Origin of the sequence: Pseudolactococcus insecticola (genome assembly GCF_011170065.1) — a bacterium.
GTDB classification, from domain to species: domain Bacteria; phylum Bacillota; class Bacilli; order Lactobacillales; family Streptococcaceae; genus Pseudolactococcus; species Pseudolactococcus insecticola.
In genome coordinates this window covers 119760-136238 of sequence record NZ_BLLH01000001.1, presented here as the reverse complement: position 1 = coordinate 136238, position 16479 = coordinate 119760, and the positions used below count along the sequence as shown (strand labels likewise).

18 protein-coding genes are annotated in these 16479 nt (G+C 43.2%); all 18 read right to left on the bottom strand.

The annotated features are described in order from the left end of the window. Positions 1 to 75: 75 nt before the first annotated feature. Positions 76 to 1320, bottom strand: coding sequence for a glutamate-5-semialdehyde dehydrogenase (locus Hs20B_RS00755; RefSeq protein WP_172355158.1), 1245 nt, complete (start codon positions 1318 to 1320; stop codon positions 76 to 78). 32 nt (positions 1321 to 1352) lie between these two features. After that, on the bottom strand, positions 1353 to 2573 hold the full coding sequence (locus Hs20B_RS00750) for a peptidoglycan bridge formation glycyltransferase FemA/FemB family protein (RefSeq protein ID WP_172355156.1): 1221 nt from the start codon (positions 2571 to 2573) through the stop codon (positions 1353 to 1355). 83 nt (positions 2574 to 2656) lie between these two features. Continuing rightward, entirely contained in the window at positions 2657 to 3895 is a 1239-nt protein-coding gene (locus Hs20B_RS00745; RefSeq protein WP_172354625.1) for a peptidoglycan bridge formation glycyltransferase FemA/FemB family protein, read from the bottom strand. After that, positions 3885 to 4685, bottom strand: a complete 801-nt coding sequence (gene proB, locus Hs20B_RS00740) for a glutamate 5-kinase (protein WP_172354624.1) — start codon at positions 4683 to 4685, stop codon at positions 3885 to 3887. The genes Hs20B_RS00745 and proB overlap by 11 nt, the downstream gene beginning before the upstream one ends. A 3-nt stretch (positions 4686 to 4688) precedes the next feature. Continuing rightward, positions 4689 to 6356 (bottom strand): DNA repair protein RecN, encoded by a 1668-nt coding sequence (gene recN, locus Hs20B_RS00735; protein ID WP_172354622.1) that lies wholly within the window; start codon positions 6354 to 6356, stop codon positions 4689 to 4691. 586 nt (positions 6357 to 6942) lie between these two features. Beyond that, positions 6943 to 7377 (bottom strand): arginine repressor, encoded by a 435-nt coding sequence (locus tag Hs20B_RS00730; RefSeq protein ID WP_172354621.1) that lies wholly within the window; start codon positions 7375 to 7377, stop codon positions 6943 to 6945. Further along, a complete protein-coding gene (locus Hs20B_RS00725; protein ID WP_172354620.1) occupies positions 7364 to 8185 on the bottom strand; it encodes a TlyA family RNA methyltransferase in 822 nt (273 codons plus the stop codon). Before Hs20B_RS00725 ends, Hs20B_RS00730 begins: the two co-directional genes overlap by 14 nt. Continuing rightward, complete coding sequence (locus Hs20B_RS00720) at positions 8178 to 8987, bottom strand: polyprenyl synthetase family protein (protein WP_308780088.1); 810 nt, start codon at positions 8985 to 8987, stop codon at positions 8178 to 8180. Before Hs20B_RS00720 ends, Hs20B_RS00725 begins: the two co-directional genes overlap by 8 nt. A 52-nt stretch (positions 8988 to 9039) precedes the next feature. Then, positions 9040 to 9258, bottom strand: coding sequence for an exodeoxyribonuclease VII small subunit (locus Hs20B_RS00715; RefSeq protein WP_172354616.1), 219 nt, complete (start codon positions 9256 to 9258; stop codon positions 9040 to 9042). After that, complete coding sequence (xseA, locus tag Hs20B_RS00710; RefSeq protein ID WP_172354614.1) at positions 9251 to 10579, bottom strand: exodeoxyribonuclease VII large subunit; 1329 nt, start codon at positions 10577 to 10579, stop codon at positions 9251 to 9253. Before xseA ends, Hs20B_RS00715 begins: the two co-directional genes overlap by 8 nt. A gap of 105 nt (positions 10580 to 10684) precedes the next feature. Further along, positions 10685 to 11530: a bifunctional methylenetetrahydrofolate dehydrogenase/methenyltetrahydrofolate cyclohydrolase gene (locus Hs20B_RS00705; RefSeq protein ID WP_172354612.1), complete on the bottom strand. Its 846-nt coding sequence runs from the start codon at positions 11528 to 11530 to the stop codon at positions 10685 to 10687. Between the two features lie 124 nt (positions 11531 to 11654). Further along, a complete protein-coding gene (gene spx / locus Hs20B_RS00700) occupies positions 11655 to 12077 on the bottom strand; it encodes a transcriptional regulator Spx (RefSeq protein WP_172354610.1) in 423 nt (140 codons plus the stop codon). 185 nt (positions 12078 to 12262) lie between these two features. Continuing rightward, positions 12263 to 12610, bottom strand: a complete 348-nt coding sequence (locus Hs20B_RS00695; RefSeq protein WP_172354608.1) for a type II toxin-antitoxin system PemK/MazF family toxin — start codon at positions 12608 to 12610, stop codon at positions 12263 to 12265. Then, positions 12603 to 13736, bottom strand: a complete 1134-nt coding sequence (gene alr / locus Hs20B_RS00690; RefSeq protein WP_172354606.1) for an alanine racemase — start codon at positions 13734 to 13736, stop codon at positions 12603 to 12605. The genes Hs20B_RS00695 and alr overlap by 8 nt, the downstream gene beginning before the upstream one ends. Positions 13737 to 13739: 3 nt before the next feature. Continuing rightward, a complete protein-coding gene (gene acpS, locus Hs20B_RS00685; RefSeq protein WP_172354604.1) occupies positions 13740 to 14099 on the bottom strand; it encodes a holo-ACP synthase in 360 nt (119 codons plus the stop codon). Positions 14100 to 14160: 61 nt separating this feature from the next. After that, positions 14161 to 14295, bottom strand: coding sequence for a hypothetical protein (locus tag Hs20B_RS09785; RefSeq protein ID WP_267130150.1), 135 nt, complete (start codon positions 14293 to 14295; stop codon positions 14161 to 14163). Positions 14296 to 14362: 67 nt separating this feature from the next. Further along, positions 14363 to 15781, bottom strand: coding sequence for a dipeptidase PepV (pepV, locus tag Hs20B_RS00680; protein WP_172354602.1), 1419 nt, complete (start codon positions 15779 to 15781; stop codon positions 14363 to 14365). Then, positions 15778 to 16476, bottom strand: a complete 699-nt coding sequence (locus tag Hs20B_RS00675; RefSeq protein ID WP_172354600.1) for a hypothetical protein — start codon at positions 16474 to 16476, stop codon at positions 15778 to 15780. Before Hs20B_RS00675 ends, pepV begins: the two co-directional genes overlap by 4 nt. Between the last annotated feature and the right edge of the window lie 3 nt (positions 16477 to 16479).

Below are 16479 nucleotides of genomic sequence, written 5' to 3'. Positions count from 1 at the left end.
TAGCAATTTCTAGATTTTTAAGGAAATGTAACACTTTGGTAATTTTAAGGCTGAGTTAAGCTAAGTTTTAACCTCTCACTCCCGAACTTGTCCCAGTCCATTGATTAAGTATTTATAGCTTGTCAAGGCTTCAAGGCCCATAGGGCCCCGGGCGTGAAGTTTTTGGGTGGAAATGCCAATTTCAGCACCGAGTCCAAAGACGAAGCCGTCTGTAAAACGTGTTGACGCATTGACATAGACCGCCGCTGCATCTATCTCTGCTTGAAATTGTTGTGCGTTAAAATAATTTGCTGTCACAATCGACTCTGAATGCTTGGTGCTGTAGCGGTTGATATGCGCAATCGCAGCATCTACCGAGTCAACCAGCTTAACTGACATTTTGTAGTCCAGATACTCTGTCGCAAAATCGGCGTCGCTGGCTGGCGTCGCATGGGGCAAAAAAGTGATAGCACCCTTGTCTGCCTTGAACTCGACTGCTTGGATTTTTTGAATCGCTGCGTCAAGTTTTGGCAAAAAGCTAGGGGCAATTTTTTCATGGACAACTAAACTTTCTGCAGCGTTACAGACGCTCGGACGCTGCGTTTTTGCGTTAATCACGATCTTCACAGCCATATCGATATCTGCAAACTCATCCACATAAATACTGACATTGCCACTGCCCGTCTCGATAATCGGCACACGAGATTTTTCCTTGACCGTGCGGATCAAAGCAGCACCACCGCGCGGAATCAAAACATCCAGATACTGTATTGCCTGCATCAGACTTTCTGCCACTTCATGGCTGGTATCTGTCACAAGCCCAACGGCATGCTCAGGCAGACCAGCCTCGCGCAAACTTTCTGTGATAACTGTCGAAAGAACTGTGTTCGTATGAATGGCGTCACGCCCGCCACGTAAGATAACCGCATTATTTGTCTTAAAACATAAGGCAAATGCATCAACCGTCACATTAGGACGGCTCTCGTAAATCATGCCCACTACACCCAACGGCACCCGTTTTTGCGTGATTTGTAGGCCATCAAGGTTGGTATAGCCGCTCATGATTTCGCCCACAGGATCTGGCAAACTTGCAACCTGCCGTACACCGTCTGCCATGGCTGTAATCCGATCTGAATCAAGTTTCAAGCGATCTAGCATGATGTCATTGATGCCATTTGACCGAGCAGCAGCTAAATCTTTGCCATTTTCCTTGATAATACGTGGTGTAGCAGTTTCTAGGTCAGTCGCAAATCGCAATAAAAAATCATTTTTTTCTGACGTTTGTAACTTGGCAAGTGCTGTACTTGCTGCCTTGGCATTTTTTCCTAACGTTTCAATCAATTCTGACATGGTCTACCTCGTTGTTTATCTATTTATCTCATTTTTTTGCGGAGTTTGTAGGCGAGATTGCTAAGCCTGTACAGAACTTTATTAACAGGAATGTTAAATTCACCGATGAGTTCTTGAATATCGGGGTTGAAATTACTTTTGAATTTAGACAAACCATCTTCTAGATCACCTTCAACGCCGCCCATATTGGCCCAGTTGGCGCCATCTGCAAAGGATTCAGCAAAAACTTGAGGATAGAGCAGATATTGCGGATAGAATTTCTTGAAATCATCGTTCATCCCGGCATAGAGCATCTCCATAGTATCTCCAAATTTAATTGACAAAATACCTGCAATCACAGTAGTATCATCTGTCTGCGTGTCATAGTTTTCAAACTCTTTAAGATATTTTTCGGTCGATTTTTTTTGATCATTGAGACGATTAAAACGTTTTTTCTGGTTTTCAGGTGTTTCTGCAATATCTTTTTCAATCTGCGCATGCTGCGCTTGGAGTTCGGCATATTTTTTTTTGAGATTAACCTCAGCCAAGTGAAGGTACGCATCCTCACCATAGAGCGTCATGAGCTGCTTAAAGTACTCACTATTTCTAAGCGCAACCCCTTTTCTACTCTCTGTCATACTAACGACATCACTAAAATTCTGTAATTTTTCCATGCCAACGCGGCGCCCAACGACACCCCGGTTAACGGCATCTTTCATGATGCGTTTCGCATGTTTGGGGTAAATCTTGTCCATTTCATCAGCCGTACGCAAGGGTTCATTAGCCTGAAAGCGTGGCTGAATTGTCTCACCCATGACCATGTTAAATCCAAGATGATCTCCACCTGCAGTCTTGATATTTTTGATTATCTCAAGAGATTCTGGAATGATTTCTGCTGTTTCTTTACTGCCAAATTTTGACGTGCGATACAAAATAGCTGGATCAATTTTGATAAAAAGCGCATGCTGTTTTTTGGCGAATTTCTTTAGATTGTCAAAGAAAAATGTCACTAAGGCTGCATTTTTGTAGTCCATGATTGGCCCACGAGGCGTATAAAACATGGTAAAGCCAAGTGGTAATTTTTTTATTAGCACAAGTGATGAGGCGATAAGTTCTCCGCTATCATCAGTCACACCAACGATTTCAGAAGCCCAGTTATCTTTTACTTTTGCCCATGTGCTTGACTGCAACAAATGATTTAGTGGGCTTTTATTGACAAATTCATCGTGTTTTTTTGCGTCTACTGCTATTTCGAATTTCATGATGCCTCTTTTTATGATTTTTTGTTTACTCATTTCATTATATCAAAAAAAAGAGCGCCTTGCTCTTTTTTAGTGTGTGGCGCTTGCTATCTGCCGATGATTTTTTTGAGAAATGCTGTGATTTTGCTAACAACCGGACGAATGACAAGCTCATAGTTGCCTGATGATTGCCAGATGTAGCCTGTAAAGTTTTGTTTGAAGCGTAGGACACCTTGATCAGGATTGCTTTGTGCGTTGATGCCCATGAAATTATAGCTTGAAATCTTGTGGTCATAGGCGTATTTGAGCATGTAATCCTGGATCAAAAATGGTGCTGAAAACTCACGAAATTCATCGTACATGCCACTGAACATATATAAAATCTCAGCTGGCATAATAAAAAATTGTGCAGCAGATAAGATCACATCTTTATCGCCGTAAATACCTGCTGATTTTGCGATTTCTTTATCTAATTTTCTTTCTCGACGCAACATTTGATAGGCATTTTCGATACTTTTTTTCTTTTTAAGCGAATCACTTTCAGCTAACTCACGATCAAGTTGCAAGATTTGGCTTTCTAGCTCTGCCACTTTTTTCTGGCTGACGTCATATTCTTTTTGAAAATTAATCGTTGCAAATACGAATTTCACTTTGTCTTTATAAGCCTTGAAAACTGTCTCATAGTAGGCCAAATCTCGTGTAGAAAAATTCCTGCGTTCACCAGCTTCATCGACCACTTTTTTGAAATTCGCCAGGTCCTCAAAGCTTGCCTCTGTAATTTTAATATCGAGTTTCTCAGCTTTTTTAACTGTTTGTAAGCCATTTTTCTTATAAGATTTTTGCAATTTTGAAAAGCTATCAAATCCTGTCAAATCCTTGCTGTAATTAAATGCGTATCCTTTTTCAAACTCACTTAAAATCGTTTCTGACAATCCTAGATTAGCATAAAATGCTGTTAAGTCTGTGTTTAAGTCTGCTGTTTTTTCCCATTTGTCATCATAAGTTGCGATTTTTTGGTTCGAATGAATGATGAACTTGATGACACCTTGCTGTTTGAGTGCGTCTTTGATACCTGACATTAGCATTTGATTGACTGGCTTATCCTCTGAAAAATAAGGATTGCCATGCGCTTCAGCGAGATAGCCAAATCGCACTTTTGACAGGCTGACTAGCATAGCTGCCTGCACGTCGCCTGCAACTTTGACACCAAAGTAAGCAATCTTGTGACCGATGCCTTCTTGCACGTCGCCAAACTCGCGTGTTTGCTGAAAATGAACCTGCTCACGTGTTGCAACAAAATCACCAAATTCATCTGCTTTTAACGCTGTAAACTTCTTACTTTGCAAAATAAGTTCCTTTCTCTTTACCTGCGAGAATCTCTCTGATTTCTGAGATTCTTGCACCATTAGTCAAGACCATTTGTTTGTCTGCATCAAAAATAATTTTCGCAGCAGATAACTTACTCGTCATGCCACCTGTACCAAATTTGCTGCCTGCACCGCCTGCGACTTTCATGAGCGCATCAGTGATTGTCATTACGCGCGCAATCAGCTCAGCGTCGTCAAATATATTGGGATTTTTACTGTAAAGGCCATCAATGTCTGACAGCATAATCAGCAAATCAGCATCCGTCAGAACGCTGACAAGCGCGCCCAATTTGTCATTATCCCCAAACTTGGTCTGATGCGCCATTTCTGCTACACTGACTGCGTCATTTTCATTGATAATCGGGATGATATGACGTGATAAAAGCGCATTTATCGCATTGGTTGCGTTTTGTCTGCTTTCTGGAAAATCAACCACATCGCGTGTCAATAACAGCTGCGACACTTTTTGCTGATAGCGACTAAAAATCTGATTATATAAACTCATCAGCTCGACTTGTCCAATCGAGGCAAGGGCTTGCTGCTGGGCAATATCTGTCGGACGTTTTGACTGCCCTAAAACGTTTAGCCCAACACCGATAGCGCCTGAGGTCACAAGAATCACCTCGTAATCTTCATGTTGGAGGCTTGAGAGCACAAACGCCAACTCATCTATATTTTTGAGGTTAATCTGACCATTTGGCAATATCAAGCTTGACGTACCAATCTTGATCACAAGACGCTTGGCAGATTTTATTTTTTCACGGGTCATATTTTATTTTTCCAATAATTTTTTTGCTTGCGCAAGCGCTTCAGGCGTAATGTCATCACCTGCAAGCATTTTGGCAACTTCTGTCGCGCGCTCATCTGTCGACAATTTTCTGACGCTTGAAGTTGTTGAGTCGTCAGACTGCACTTTTTCGATGTAAAACTGGGTATCTGCGACGGCGACAACTTGCGGTAAATGCGAGATACATAGCACCTGTCCACTTTGCGATATTTTGTAGATTTTATTTGCGATAGCCTGTGCGACGCGGCCTGAAACGCCCGTGTCCACTTCGTCAAAGACGATTGACGTTTTATTTTCCTTTTGGGCGAAGCTTGACTTAATCGCAAGCATAATCCGACTCATCTCGCCACCCGATGCTGTTTTAGCCAGAGGTTTGAAGCCTTCTCCCGGATTTGTCTGGATGAAAAACTCAACATGCTGATTACCATTGACCGAAAATTTACCGGGCTCAAAACTAACTTTGAAATCAGCTTTTGCCATATAAAGGTCGCTTAGTTCGCGCTTAACGTCGGCTTCCAGGGTCTTTGCAATACTAGCTCTTCCCTCAGCAAGGATCTTCGCACTTACGAGCAAAGCTTGCTCAGCCTCCTTAAAGGATATCTCGAGCGTTTCTGACGAATTTTCGTCGCCCGTCAATTCGTCAAGCTCTTTTTGGCAATTTTCCAGATAAGTCAGGACATCTGACAGCTCAGGACCGTACTTTTTCTTGAGCGTTGTGAGCGTCGAGATGCGATCCTCTATCATGATGAGTTCTGACGGATTGAACTCCAGATCATCAATTCTTTTCTCCAAATCTGCCGCAGCATCTTCAAGCAAATAGTAGGCCTCGGCAATCTTTTCTGACAGTTTAGCATAACTTTTTTCGTCAAATTGACTGGCTGATTCGAGCTCATTCATGGCATTTCTGACCATGGATAGGCTGGAATTATCTGCGTCATCATCGTCAAGCGAATAATAAGCTGAATTAAGATGCTCAGCAATCCGATTGGCGTGGCTCAAAACGTCACGACGTGCATAGAGATCTGCGTCTGCTTTGAGGTCTATCTCAGCCGCAGAAATTTCGTCAATCTGGAACTTCAGCACGTCAATGCGTTGGGCAAAATCAGCCTGATTTTTCTTGAGCGCAACCAATTTTTGGCGCAACGATTTATAAGTGGTGAATTTTTCCTTGTAATTTTGCTTTATTTCAAGAAATTTTTTATCGCCAAACTCATCTAGCATGGTCAAATGATGCGCTGGACTCATCAGCTCCTGATGCTCATGTTGACCGTGAATATCTACCAAGAAACCACCAATCGCCTGCAAATTCGACAACGGTGTTAATACGCCATTGATTCGACATGACGAACGTCCATTTGCAAAAATTTCTCGCCGTAAAATCAGCTCACCAGTATTGTCAAAACCAAGTTCTTCAAGTTTTGTTGCAATTTCAGGACTTTCCTTGTAGAAAAACAGCCCCTCAATCTCAGCCTTATCCGCCCCATGACGTACAAAAGACGTCTGAGCACGAGAACCCAAAAGCAAATTCATAGCATCAATAATAATCGATTTCCCAGCACCCGTCTCACCAGTCAAAATCGACATGCCCCGGTCAAACTGCATTGAAATCGTATCAATAATAGCAAAATTTTTAATCGAAATTTCTTGTAACATAGCTACTCCTTTAGCGATGAGGAATGAAGTGACGAAAAGCTTAGGGAAGTAGCTATGTACAACGTGCCTTAGTGGTTTACCACTTAGGCGTTGGGCTAGCTACTCCTTTAGCGATGAGGAATGAAGTGACGAAAAGCTTAGGGAAGTAGCTATGTACAACGTGCCTTAGTGGTTTACCACTTAGGCGTTGGGCTAGCTACTCCTTTAGCGATGAGGAACGAAGTGACGAAGAGCTTAGGGAAGTTGCTATGCACAACGTGCCTTAGTGGTTTACCACTTAGGCGTTGGACGAACAGAAGCCTCAACTTCCCAAATATCTAAAAAACATGTAATTAAACTTGCTGGATGAAAAACGAAGCGACGAAAAGCTTAGGGAAGTTACACCTGCGATTACTCGGCGCATGAAAGCACTGCTATGTACAACGTGCCTTAGCGGTTTTACCGCCTAGGCGTTGGACGACCAAACATCTAACTTCCAAAACATCTAAAAAAATATGTAATTAAACTTACTGGACTTGGAGCAAAGCAACGAAACGCTTAAAAAATTTGCAACTGCAACTACTCACTCAACGTTTAAAACGCACCATCATCCCATCAAGATCTCATAAATAGCCCCAGCATCCGCCTCAGACAAAGCAATAACAAGCACTGTATCATCATCAGCAAGCACCGTGAAAATCAGCTCACCAAACCGCGTCAACAGCCGATTTTTGATGATCATCGCAGATCCTGGACTTGTTTGAATGGCAAGTTGATTACCTTGCACTTTGATAGACTCTACCACTGATTTGAGCAGCTCGACGTCGGCATTCTGACGTGTCCCGTCAGGCATGGCGTAGCGATAGCCTCCCGTTTGAGCGGGCACTTTTACCAACCGCAGCTCACGCATATCACGCGATACCGTTGCTTGTGTCACTGCAACTTTCAAATCCAGCAGCGCATTTACTAAATCATCCTGCGTCTTGATTTCACGCTCAACCAGCAATTTTTCGATCAACTTGATCCGTTCACTTTTTTTCATCTAGTTCTCCGTGTGCCTCGTAAACGACAGTATCTACCCGCATCATGACTGCGTCTGTGACTGCTTTTTTCTTGACCAAATGGAGCAAAAACTCAATATTGCCATGCCCACCTTTGATAGGAGAACTCGTCAAGCCAAGTGTAGAAAAGCCCAAACTATTTGCCATCTTGACAACATTTTCAATCACAGCTCTATGAATTTTCGCATCTTTGATGATGCCATTTTTGCCAATCTGCTCACGTCCCGCTTCAAACTGTGGCTTAATCAGGGCAACGACCTGACCGCCATCTGCCAGAATTTCATATAAAGCTGGCAAAATCAAAGCTAAGCTGATAAATGAGACGTCAATCGACGCAAATTTTGGTGCACCTTGAACAAAATCATCAGGCTTGGCATAGCGAAAATTGAACTGTTCCATGACAACCACACGGCTATCTTGGCGAATTTTCCAAGCCAGCTGATTGGTTCCAACGTCTACCGCATAGACAAGTTTGGCGCCGTTTTGCAGCATAACATCTGTAAAACCACCTGTCGATGAGCCGATGTCAATGGCCTGATCATCGACCACAGAAATCTCAAAATAACGAAGTGCTTTTTCAAGTTTCAAGCCGCCACGACTGACATAGGGGAGTTTTTCGCCCTTAATCATCAGCTCAAGATCATCAGAAATCTTCTCTCCCGGCTTATCAAAACGCTCGCCATTTTCGGCATTGATGACAATCCCAGCCATGACACCGCGCTTTGCTTGCTCTCTTGTATCGAACAGCCCTTGATTAAAGGCTAGGACATCTACTCTTTCTTTAGTCAATTTTTAATCTTTCAATTTGTTCTAAAATACCTGCTTGCGAAAAAGCTGTTTGTTCAGAAATCCGCGTCAGAATCATCTTTGCTGCCGTCAAATTTTCCGTCAGAGCAACTTTTGCACCGTCAAGGCCTAGTAATTTGACATAGGTTGACTTATCAGCTGCCTCGTCCTTGCCTGGCGTCTTGCCAAGCTGATCAAATGTTGCTGTCACGTCTAAAATATCATCGCGAATCTGAAAAGCTTGTCCGACATGCTCACCGACTAATCGCAAGTCTGCGATTACCTCTTTTGATACTTGTGCGATGATGCCTGCTGCAACAAATGGAAATGTCAGCATTTTACCTGTTTTCAGTGCATGTATCTGCTTGAGTTGCTCAAAAGTCAGCACTTGATTTTCCCCGTCCATGTCTAAAACTTGACCTGCTACCATGCCGTAACTGCCTGATGCTAGAGCAAGCTCTCTGACCAAATCAACGACGATTTCGGGTGGTAATGCTGCATTTGCAAGTAATAAATAAGGATCAAGCAAGAGGGCATCACCTGCTAAAATAGCCTGTGCCTCGCCGAAAACCTTATGGTTTGTTGCCACGCCACGGCGAAAATCGTCATTATCCATGGCGGGCAGATCGTCGTGAATCAGTGAACTTGTGTGAATCAGCTCCAAACTCGCCGCAACCTGCAGATGCGCAGTCGTGATATCAAGCCCAAAACCCTGCAAAGTTTCAAGCAAAAATAAAGGTCGAATCCGCTTGCCGCCCGCCTGAATCGAGTAAACAATGCTTTTTGTCAAATGTTCAACAGGCATTTCAGAACTGTAAAAAGTTTCAAAAACTGCTGCAAGTGACTGTAAAATCGCCTTATTCGCCATCAAAAACCTGTTCTGAGCCGTCTTCGCTCATGACTTTGACAAGTGTATTTTCAGCTGATTGAAGTGTTTTTTGCAGTTCTTTTGACAGCTTCATGCCTTTTTGAAACTCTGAAATCGCTTCTTCTAGGGGGACATCGCCATTCTCCAGACGTTTTACCACATCCTCAAGCGCTGCCAAATTTTCTTCAAATGTAATTGTTTTAGCCATTTTTTACCTCTACTGTTAGTTTACCATCAGAAAGCTCCAGACTGAGCTTGTCACCATCAGAAACGTCTTTGACGGATTTGACAACTTTATCATCAAACGTTCTTGCGATTGAAAAGCCACGTTGCACGATTTTTTCCGGGTCAATCAAACTCAGACTGTCATAAGCTTTTTCAGCCTGCGCTTTTTTATGATCAAAATAATTTGCAAAATGACTTTTCAAAAGCGCTGTTTCTCTTGCCAGATTATGCTGAGATTGACTGACTTTATCAAGCAATCGCAAGCCAGCTAGCCTGCTATAAAGTAAGCGTTCAAACTGCTGTTTAGTCTGATATTGTTGCTTAAAACGCTCAGTCAACTGCATCGTCAAATTGTCCAGTTTTTGTGCATAGCCATCATACAACCGCTCAGGCTGCCTGAAAATAACCGACTCCTGCAACCTGACTAAATTTTCTCTGCGACTAGTGATTGTGCGATTGCTTGCTGATGCAAGCCGTGTTTCAGCCGTTGTCAGATATTGTAAAATATCTAGCTTTGTATTAGATGTCGCAAGCTCAGCTGCAGCTGTTGGCGTTGCCGCGCGCCTGTCTGCAACAAAGTCTGCAAGCGTCCTATCTGTTTCGTGACCTACCGATGAAATCACAGGAATCCGCGACTCAAAAATTGCCCGAACGACGACCTCTTCGTTAAAAGCCCATAGATCTTCGATTGACCCGCCGCCCCGTCCAATAATCAAGACGTCAATATCAGTACGGTTATTTGCCTCACGAATGCGCGCTGCAACTTCCTCAGCGCTCCCTGCACCCTGAACCTTGGCTGGAAACAGCAAAATCTCCGTCATTGGAAAACGTCTGTCGATTGTCGTGATAATATCCCTGATTACGGCACCACTCGGGCTTGTCACCACACCAACTTTTCTTGAAAATGTTGGAATGGCTTGTTTAAATTCCGGGTTAAATAGCCCTTCAGCAGTCAACTTTCTCTTGAGCTGGTCAAACTGCACAGCAAGCGCACCGATACCGTCAGGCTCAATTTTTTCGATAATAATCGAGTACGAGCCACCTGGTTCATAAAGCTGGACACGTCCGATCAGATTGACCTTCATACCTTCTTCCAAGTCGAAAGTCAGCTTTGAAAAAATGCCCGCCCACATGGTCGCCTGGATAACAGATTTTTCATCTTTGATTGCAAAATATTGGTGCTTAGGCCTACGCCTAAAATTTGAAATTTCACCCGTCAGAAAAACCCGCTCCAAATAAGGATCACGTTCAAACTTCGCTTTCAAATATTTTGTTAATGTCGAAACACTCAAATAGTCTGCCATAGTAGTTATCATTATACCAAAAAAGCCCCGCCAATGCCAATAAGTAAACAAAAAAAGCCTGCTATCACCTATCGTAAACTGGTGAGCTGCATGACTTTAATTTTATCAATCTAGCTGACGCTTTGCTGCCTCATAAGTCTGCTCCATGAGCATGGTTATCGTCATAGGACCCACACCACCAGGTACTGGTGTGATCAAACTTGCAATCGGCGCAACCTCATCAAACTTGACGTCCCCAATCAGTTTGCCATTATCATCACGATTCATACCAACATCGATTACAACCGCGCCTGGTTTTACAAAGTCAGCCGTCACAAAGTTGCCACGACCGATTGCGACAACTAAAATATCAGCAGTTTTTGCAAGTTCAGGTAGATTTTTCGTTTTTGAGTGGGCAATGGTCACCGTCGCATTTTTATCCAAAAGCATTTGCGCCATTGGTTTTCCGACGATATTTGAGCGACCGATAACGACAGCAGTTTTACCTGATACGTCCACACCGTATTCTTCTAGCATCACCATGATACCAGCTGGCGTTGACGGGATCATCAGCGGATTACCAGACCAGAGTCTGCCCATATTGATCGGATGAAAACCATCCACATCCTTATCAGGACTTATCTCAAGCAGGACTTTTTCTTCTGAGATGTGCGCAGGTAAAGGCAACTGCACCAAGATACCATGCCACTTTTCATCAGCATTTAGCTTGTCGATGAGCGACAACAAGTCTGCTTCAGACGTATCTTCGGCAAGTCTGATGACTTCTGAGTTAAAGCCAGCAGCAGTCGCACGGCGCTCTTTATTACGCACATACACTTGACTAGCAGGGTTTTCTCCCACCAAAACAACTACCAAGCCTGGCGTTACGCCCGCCGTTTTCAGTGCGTCCACCTTTGTTTTTAACGCGACTGCCATTTTATCTGCTAACGCCTTACCATCTATCAAAGTCATCTCATCACCTTACTTTCATTCTTATCGTTATTTTGCTATCTTTTATTTTAACAAAAAAACAGCGACTTTTCACTGTTTTTTCCCTTTTATATGTAATTTACCGTTTTTCCTATGTATGTTGCTGTCAGATGATGCCTTGGAGGAGCATATCTTTTTTGATGTTGTCTTCCGCCGTGTAACACTCGATTTCCCGAACCGATCGCGGTAGAAACTTTCTGATGTCGTCTTCGTTGTATCCCACCTGCAGTCGCTTGTCATCCACGATCAGTGGCCGCCTGAGTAAGGTCCGATTTTTGTCAATGAGTTCAAGCAATCGGCTGATGGATAGCTCATCAAAGTCCAGGTTGAGCTTAGCATAAGCCTTGCTGCGCCGTGATATGATTTCCTCAGTCCCTTCTTCTGTCAGAGACAAAATCTGAAGCATCTCCGCATCGGACAACTCATCTGTGATTAAGTTGACTTCTTCATAAGCTAATTTGTGCTGTTCCAGCCATTCTTTCGCCTTTTTGCAAGACGAACACGAGGCAACTGTGTAAATTTTGATCATGCTTTTTCCACCTTTATCTTGAAAACTTTTACCTTACCTAGTGCAATTTGTTTTCAAATGTTATTTATTTATTTCAATAAAGTAATTATAGCACGTTTTAAAAGTCTTGTAAACACTTTCGTCAATATTTTTTATTGTTATTTTATAATATTTTTATTACTAAAAGATAACAAAAAAGTTTGCTATTAAATAGACAAACTTTTCTTGATTGCTAGGTTGACTTTTTTCATGATATCAGGACTGAGATGCCCCGTTTTCTCACGTAATCGCACTTTATCAATCGTGCGTACCTGCTCGCATAAGATAACAGAATCAGAACCAACACCCGCATCTTCTTTTTTGATTGCGACGTGAGTAGGGAGTGCTTTCTTTGTTTTTTTTGCTGTGATTGCGGCGATAATCGTTGTCGGAGCAAAGGTATTGCCTGCATCATTTTGGATAATCAAGACTGGTCGAACGCCGCCTTGCTCACTTCCTGTCACAGGCGACAAATCAGCAAAAAAGATGTCCCCGCGCGTAATTTCTTTAACCATTGGTATATTTCCGTTTGATTCTGTCGCTCAACAAGCACACAACTTCATAGTTGATCGTGCCACGATGCGCAGCAACATCATTCACTGTTATTTTTTCAGCTCCATCTTCCCCAATCAAGGTCACTTTTGTACCAATTGGTAATCGTTCTGGCAGCCTGATTGTCATCTGATCCATGGATACTCGCCCAATAATCTGGCATTTTTGACCATCGACTAGTACATAAAATCCAGTCATATCACGTGTCCAGCCATCAGCATAGCCAATCGGGACTGTTCCTACAATCGTATCTTTGCTCGCCACAAAGTCAGCACCATAGCCCACCGTCGCACCTTCCGGGATGATTTTGATATGTGTGAGCTCAGACTTGAGTGTGAGCGCTTGTGTTATTTTATAAGTCATATCGAGCGCTGTGCCACTCGGATTAAGACCGTAAAGCGCATCACCAAGGCGTTCAATATCCTGAATCGTTTCTGTGTGCCAGATACCCGCAGCAGAATTACTTGAGTGGACAAATCTTGGTCTACGTGTCAGACCGTTAACAAGCTCATCAAACATCGTTTTTTGCGATAAAAACTGGTCAGTATTTACCTCATCAGCTGTTGCAAAATGCGTGAAAATCCCGTCAAAGTCCATGCCAAGCTTATCGCCCAAGGCAATGATGTCATTTGCCTCATCAACGCTTGTGACACCAATACGCCCCATGCCTGAGTCCACTTTGATATGAAACTTGAGATGCGACGTATCTAGATCTTTCAGCGTATCAAGCGCAGCAACCATTTTCAGCCAATCAAGCGATGGTACGGTCAGCGTCACGCGCAGATTGACAGCGATATGGACATCATCAGGCACAATACCGCTCAATACCAATATCGGCTTAACAATGCCATGGCTGCGAAGTTCAATCGCCTCATCAAGATTTGAGACACAAAAGCCCGAGACAAGGTCATCTGCGCTTTGCGCAACACGGATGGCACCATGACCGTAGCCATTTGCCTTGACAACCGCCCAGATTTCGGGTGTTATCCCATTTTTTTTCGCTATGTAAGTTTTGAAATTTTCTATGTTTGCACGAATCGCAGCAAGATCAATCACGGCTTGCGTCGGTCTATGTGTACTTGGTTTCATGTTTTAATCACGACTTTCTAAAATGACAGATGCCACAGCCTCCAAATTACTGTGGCTGATTGATAAGTGAGCAATGCCTGCAAAAGGATGCGCCACAAATCTAGGCGCACCCAGCTTATCTGGCAAGACCGTCAAATCTTGAAAAGAAACCTGACCACCAATCCCTGTCCCATAAGCTTTTGAATAGGCCTCTTTTGCTGCCCAACGCCCACCCAAAAACTCAATCTGACGGTGTCCTGATAAACCTGAAAAGACGTCAAGTTCTTGCGCCGTCAGAACACGTGCGGCAAATCTCGGATTTTTTGTGAGTGCTTTTTCAATTCGCGACAACTCAATATTGTCCACGCCATTACCATAAATCATATCTTCATTATAACAAAAAATCCCCTACATATGGGGATTTAGCTGAAATCAATATGGCATTTTAGTTAAAATCGTAATTTATTTTATGGCTCAGATTGACCACCGACTGTTCTTGCGCCAAAATCTGCCTGCGGTAGTCGTGCACTGTAACCATATGCTCAGCGAAAAGCTGTGTCTTTTTGAGATGTATCTTCATGCGCCTTACCTCCTATGTCTATGAGATAAGTATAGCGCACACGACTTAACTTGAGCTTACTCAGATTTTATTTAGCAAGTTCGTAGATAGCTTCAGCGTAAATGGCTGCAGCACGCAGTAAAACGTCTACAGGGATGAACTCGTTGGCCTGATGCATGGTATCAATATCTCCAGGAAACATAGCACCGAAAGCAACGCCACGCTTAAGCAGACGACCAAATGTCCCGCCGCCTATGATCTGTTCATGACCTTTGAGTCCAGTTTGCTTTTCATAAACGCTCAGCAGCGTACTGACCAATGGATCTGTCATTGGCACATAATGCGGTGTGTGCTCATGCGCTGACTTCGTCACACTTGCGACACCAGAAAGACCCGTCAGAACAGCGTAAATCGCATCAGAATCTGTCCCTTGAGGATAACGAAAATTCAAGGCAATAGTATTATCAACTTGACTATCATCAAAGTTGAAAACACCAGCATTCATGGTCAAAGCACCCATTTTGGCATCTTCGAATGCCACACCGAGTTTTTCACCTGCGTGGTCTTCAAGTAAGATCGTCCCTGCAATTTTTGTAAAGGGTGACTCAACACCAGCTTGATCTAAAAACTTAGCCAAATATGTCGCACCATTGACACCTGTATGTGGCGATGCCCCATGAGCTGAGCGACCGTGTAGAGTAATCGTCGCCGTACCGTCAGACATATTTTCAAATTCAAATCTGAGATTTTTATCAGCATGCGCCGCAACAAATGTTTCAAGCTGCGCGTTCAAGTTTGCAATATTGCCTGAAACAAGCGCTGTTGCTGATTCTGGTACCATATTTTCACGCAGGCCACCTGAAAACTGTTTCAAATGGATAGCGCCTTTATTTTCACCTGAAAAATGCAGATATTCTGTGATATTGCCTTTTTCACCATTGATAATTGGAAACTCTGCATCTGGCGAAAATCCAAAATCAGGATCCGGCAAGCCGACATGTTTGAAATAGTAGTCCATATCGCCCCAACCTGACTCCTCATCAGTCCCTGCGATAAAGCGGATTTTTTTCGTCAATGGCACATTTAATTCCTTGAGGATTTTTAAACCATAATAACATGCCATCGTTGGACCTTTATCATCAGAAGCACCACGGGCAAAAATCTTGCCATCCCGAATTTCTGGTACATAAGGCTCACTCTCCCAGCCAGTCCCCGCAGGTACCACATCCATATGAGCAAAAATCCCCAACACTTCAGCGTCTTCTGGCAGGTCATCACCATAGGTAAAGTGTCCCGCATAGTTATCAACATTCTTTGTCGCATAGCCGTCACGTGATGCAATTGCTAAAAATTGTTCCAATGCTGCAACTGGACCAGGTCCAAACGGTGTTTCTGGCGTTGCTTTCGCATCATCACGCTCTGAATTGATGCTTAAAAGCGAAAATAAATCCGCTAACAATGCATCTTTACGCGCTTCAACTTCTGCCTTAAAATTAATATCTGTCATTTTCTTCCCAATAATCTTTCTTTATAATCATTATAATCCGCCTCTGAAATCAACCCTTCTTCCATAGAAAGTTTAGCTGAAGAGAGTTTTTCATACATGGTTGCCGTATCGTAGACAACACGTGTTTCACTTCTATCTTGTGATTGCCTGTCTTGATTTTGAGCGTTGTCCTCATTTGTAAAATTTCCTGAGCCTGCTGACTGTTTCATCTGACCATTTTTGATGTCACTGACACCTTCTTGGATGCGTTTGGCAATGCGTCTAACGACCTTTTTCGTCCAAAAAACAGAGAAATTATCTCCTAACGACTCAACACGAACATGCCCCCAGATAATATGCGTGATAGGCTCGATATTTTTGACATCATTGAGCGGAATCGACGAGACCTTATGGAAAAACGGACGCCAACGAGCGTAGACCAAGCGATTCTCGTTTGTAATGATATAGGCATAAAAACCTTGTGTATTGAAGAACTTAGGCTCTGGTTGCGTACCATCTGTATTGCCCTCATCATCATCATAATCCGTGTGCCGCCCGATAAAGCTCGACACAGCATACTCATCATCAAGCAAACTCTCAGCCACCACCTTAAAATGCAGCTTTTGTAGCCACGCCCCCCAGATGTTGTAGCCAAGCTTATTTTCCCGTGCAAATCGATACATCTCATCTGCCGTCCAAAGTTGCGGTCTCTCCAACTT

Excerpts from the sequence above, each read along its gene's own strand:
- Hs20B_RS00705 (WP_172354612.1), bottom strand. The coding sequence starts at position 11,530 with ATGACTTTGATAGATGGTAAGGCGTTAGCAGATAAAATGGCAGTCGCG.
- proB (WP_172354624.1), bottom strand. The coding sequence starts at position 4,685 with ATGACCCGTGAAAAAATAAAATCTGCCAAGCGTCTTGTGATCAAGATT.
- acpS (WP_172354604.1), bottom strand. The coding sequence starts at position 14,099 with ATGATTTATGGTAATGGCGTGGACAATATTGAGTTGTCGCGAATTGAA.
- pepV (WP_172354602.1), bottom strand. The coding sequence starts at position 15,781 with ATGACAGATATTAATTTTAAGGCAGAAGTTGAAGCGCGTAAAGATGCA.
- spx (WP_172354610.1), bottom strand. The coding sequence starts at position 12,077 with ATGATCAAAATTTACACAGTTGCCTCGTGTTCGTCTTGCAAAAAGGCG.
- Hs20B_RS09785 (WP_267130150.1), bottom strand. The coding sequence starts at position 14,295 with ATGAAGATACATCTCAAAAAGACACAGCTTTTCGCTGAGCATATGGTT.
- Hs20B_RS00720 (WP_308780088.1), bottom strand. The coding sequence starts at position 8,987 with ATGCCTGTTGAACATTTGACAAAAAGCATTGTTTACTCGATTCAGGCG.
- Hs20B_RS00695 (WP_172354608.1), bottom strand. The coding sequence starts at position 12,610 with ATGGTTAAAGAAATTACGCGCGGGGACATCTTTTTTGCTGATTTGTCG.
- xseA (WP_172354614.1), bottom strand. The coding sequence starts at position 10,579 with ATGGCAGACTATTTGAGTGTTTCGACATTAACAAAATATTTGAAAGCG.
- Hs20B_RS00730 (WP_172354621.1), bottom strand. The coding sequence starts at position 7,377 with ATGAAAAAAAGTGAACGGATCAAGTTGATCGAAAAATTGCTGGTTGAG.
- alr (WP_172354606.1), bottom strand. The coding sequence starts at position 13,736 with ATGAAACCAAGTACACATAGACCGACGCAAGCCGTGATTGATCTTGCT.
- recN (WP_172354622.1), bottom strand. The coding sequence starts at position 6,356 with ATGTTACAAGAAATTTCGATTAAAAATTTTGCTATTATTGATACGATT.
- Hs20B_RS00715 (WP_172354616.1), bottom strand. The coding sequence starts at position 9,258 with ATGGCTAAAACAATTACATTTGAAGAAAATTTGGCAGCGCTTGAGGAT.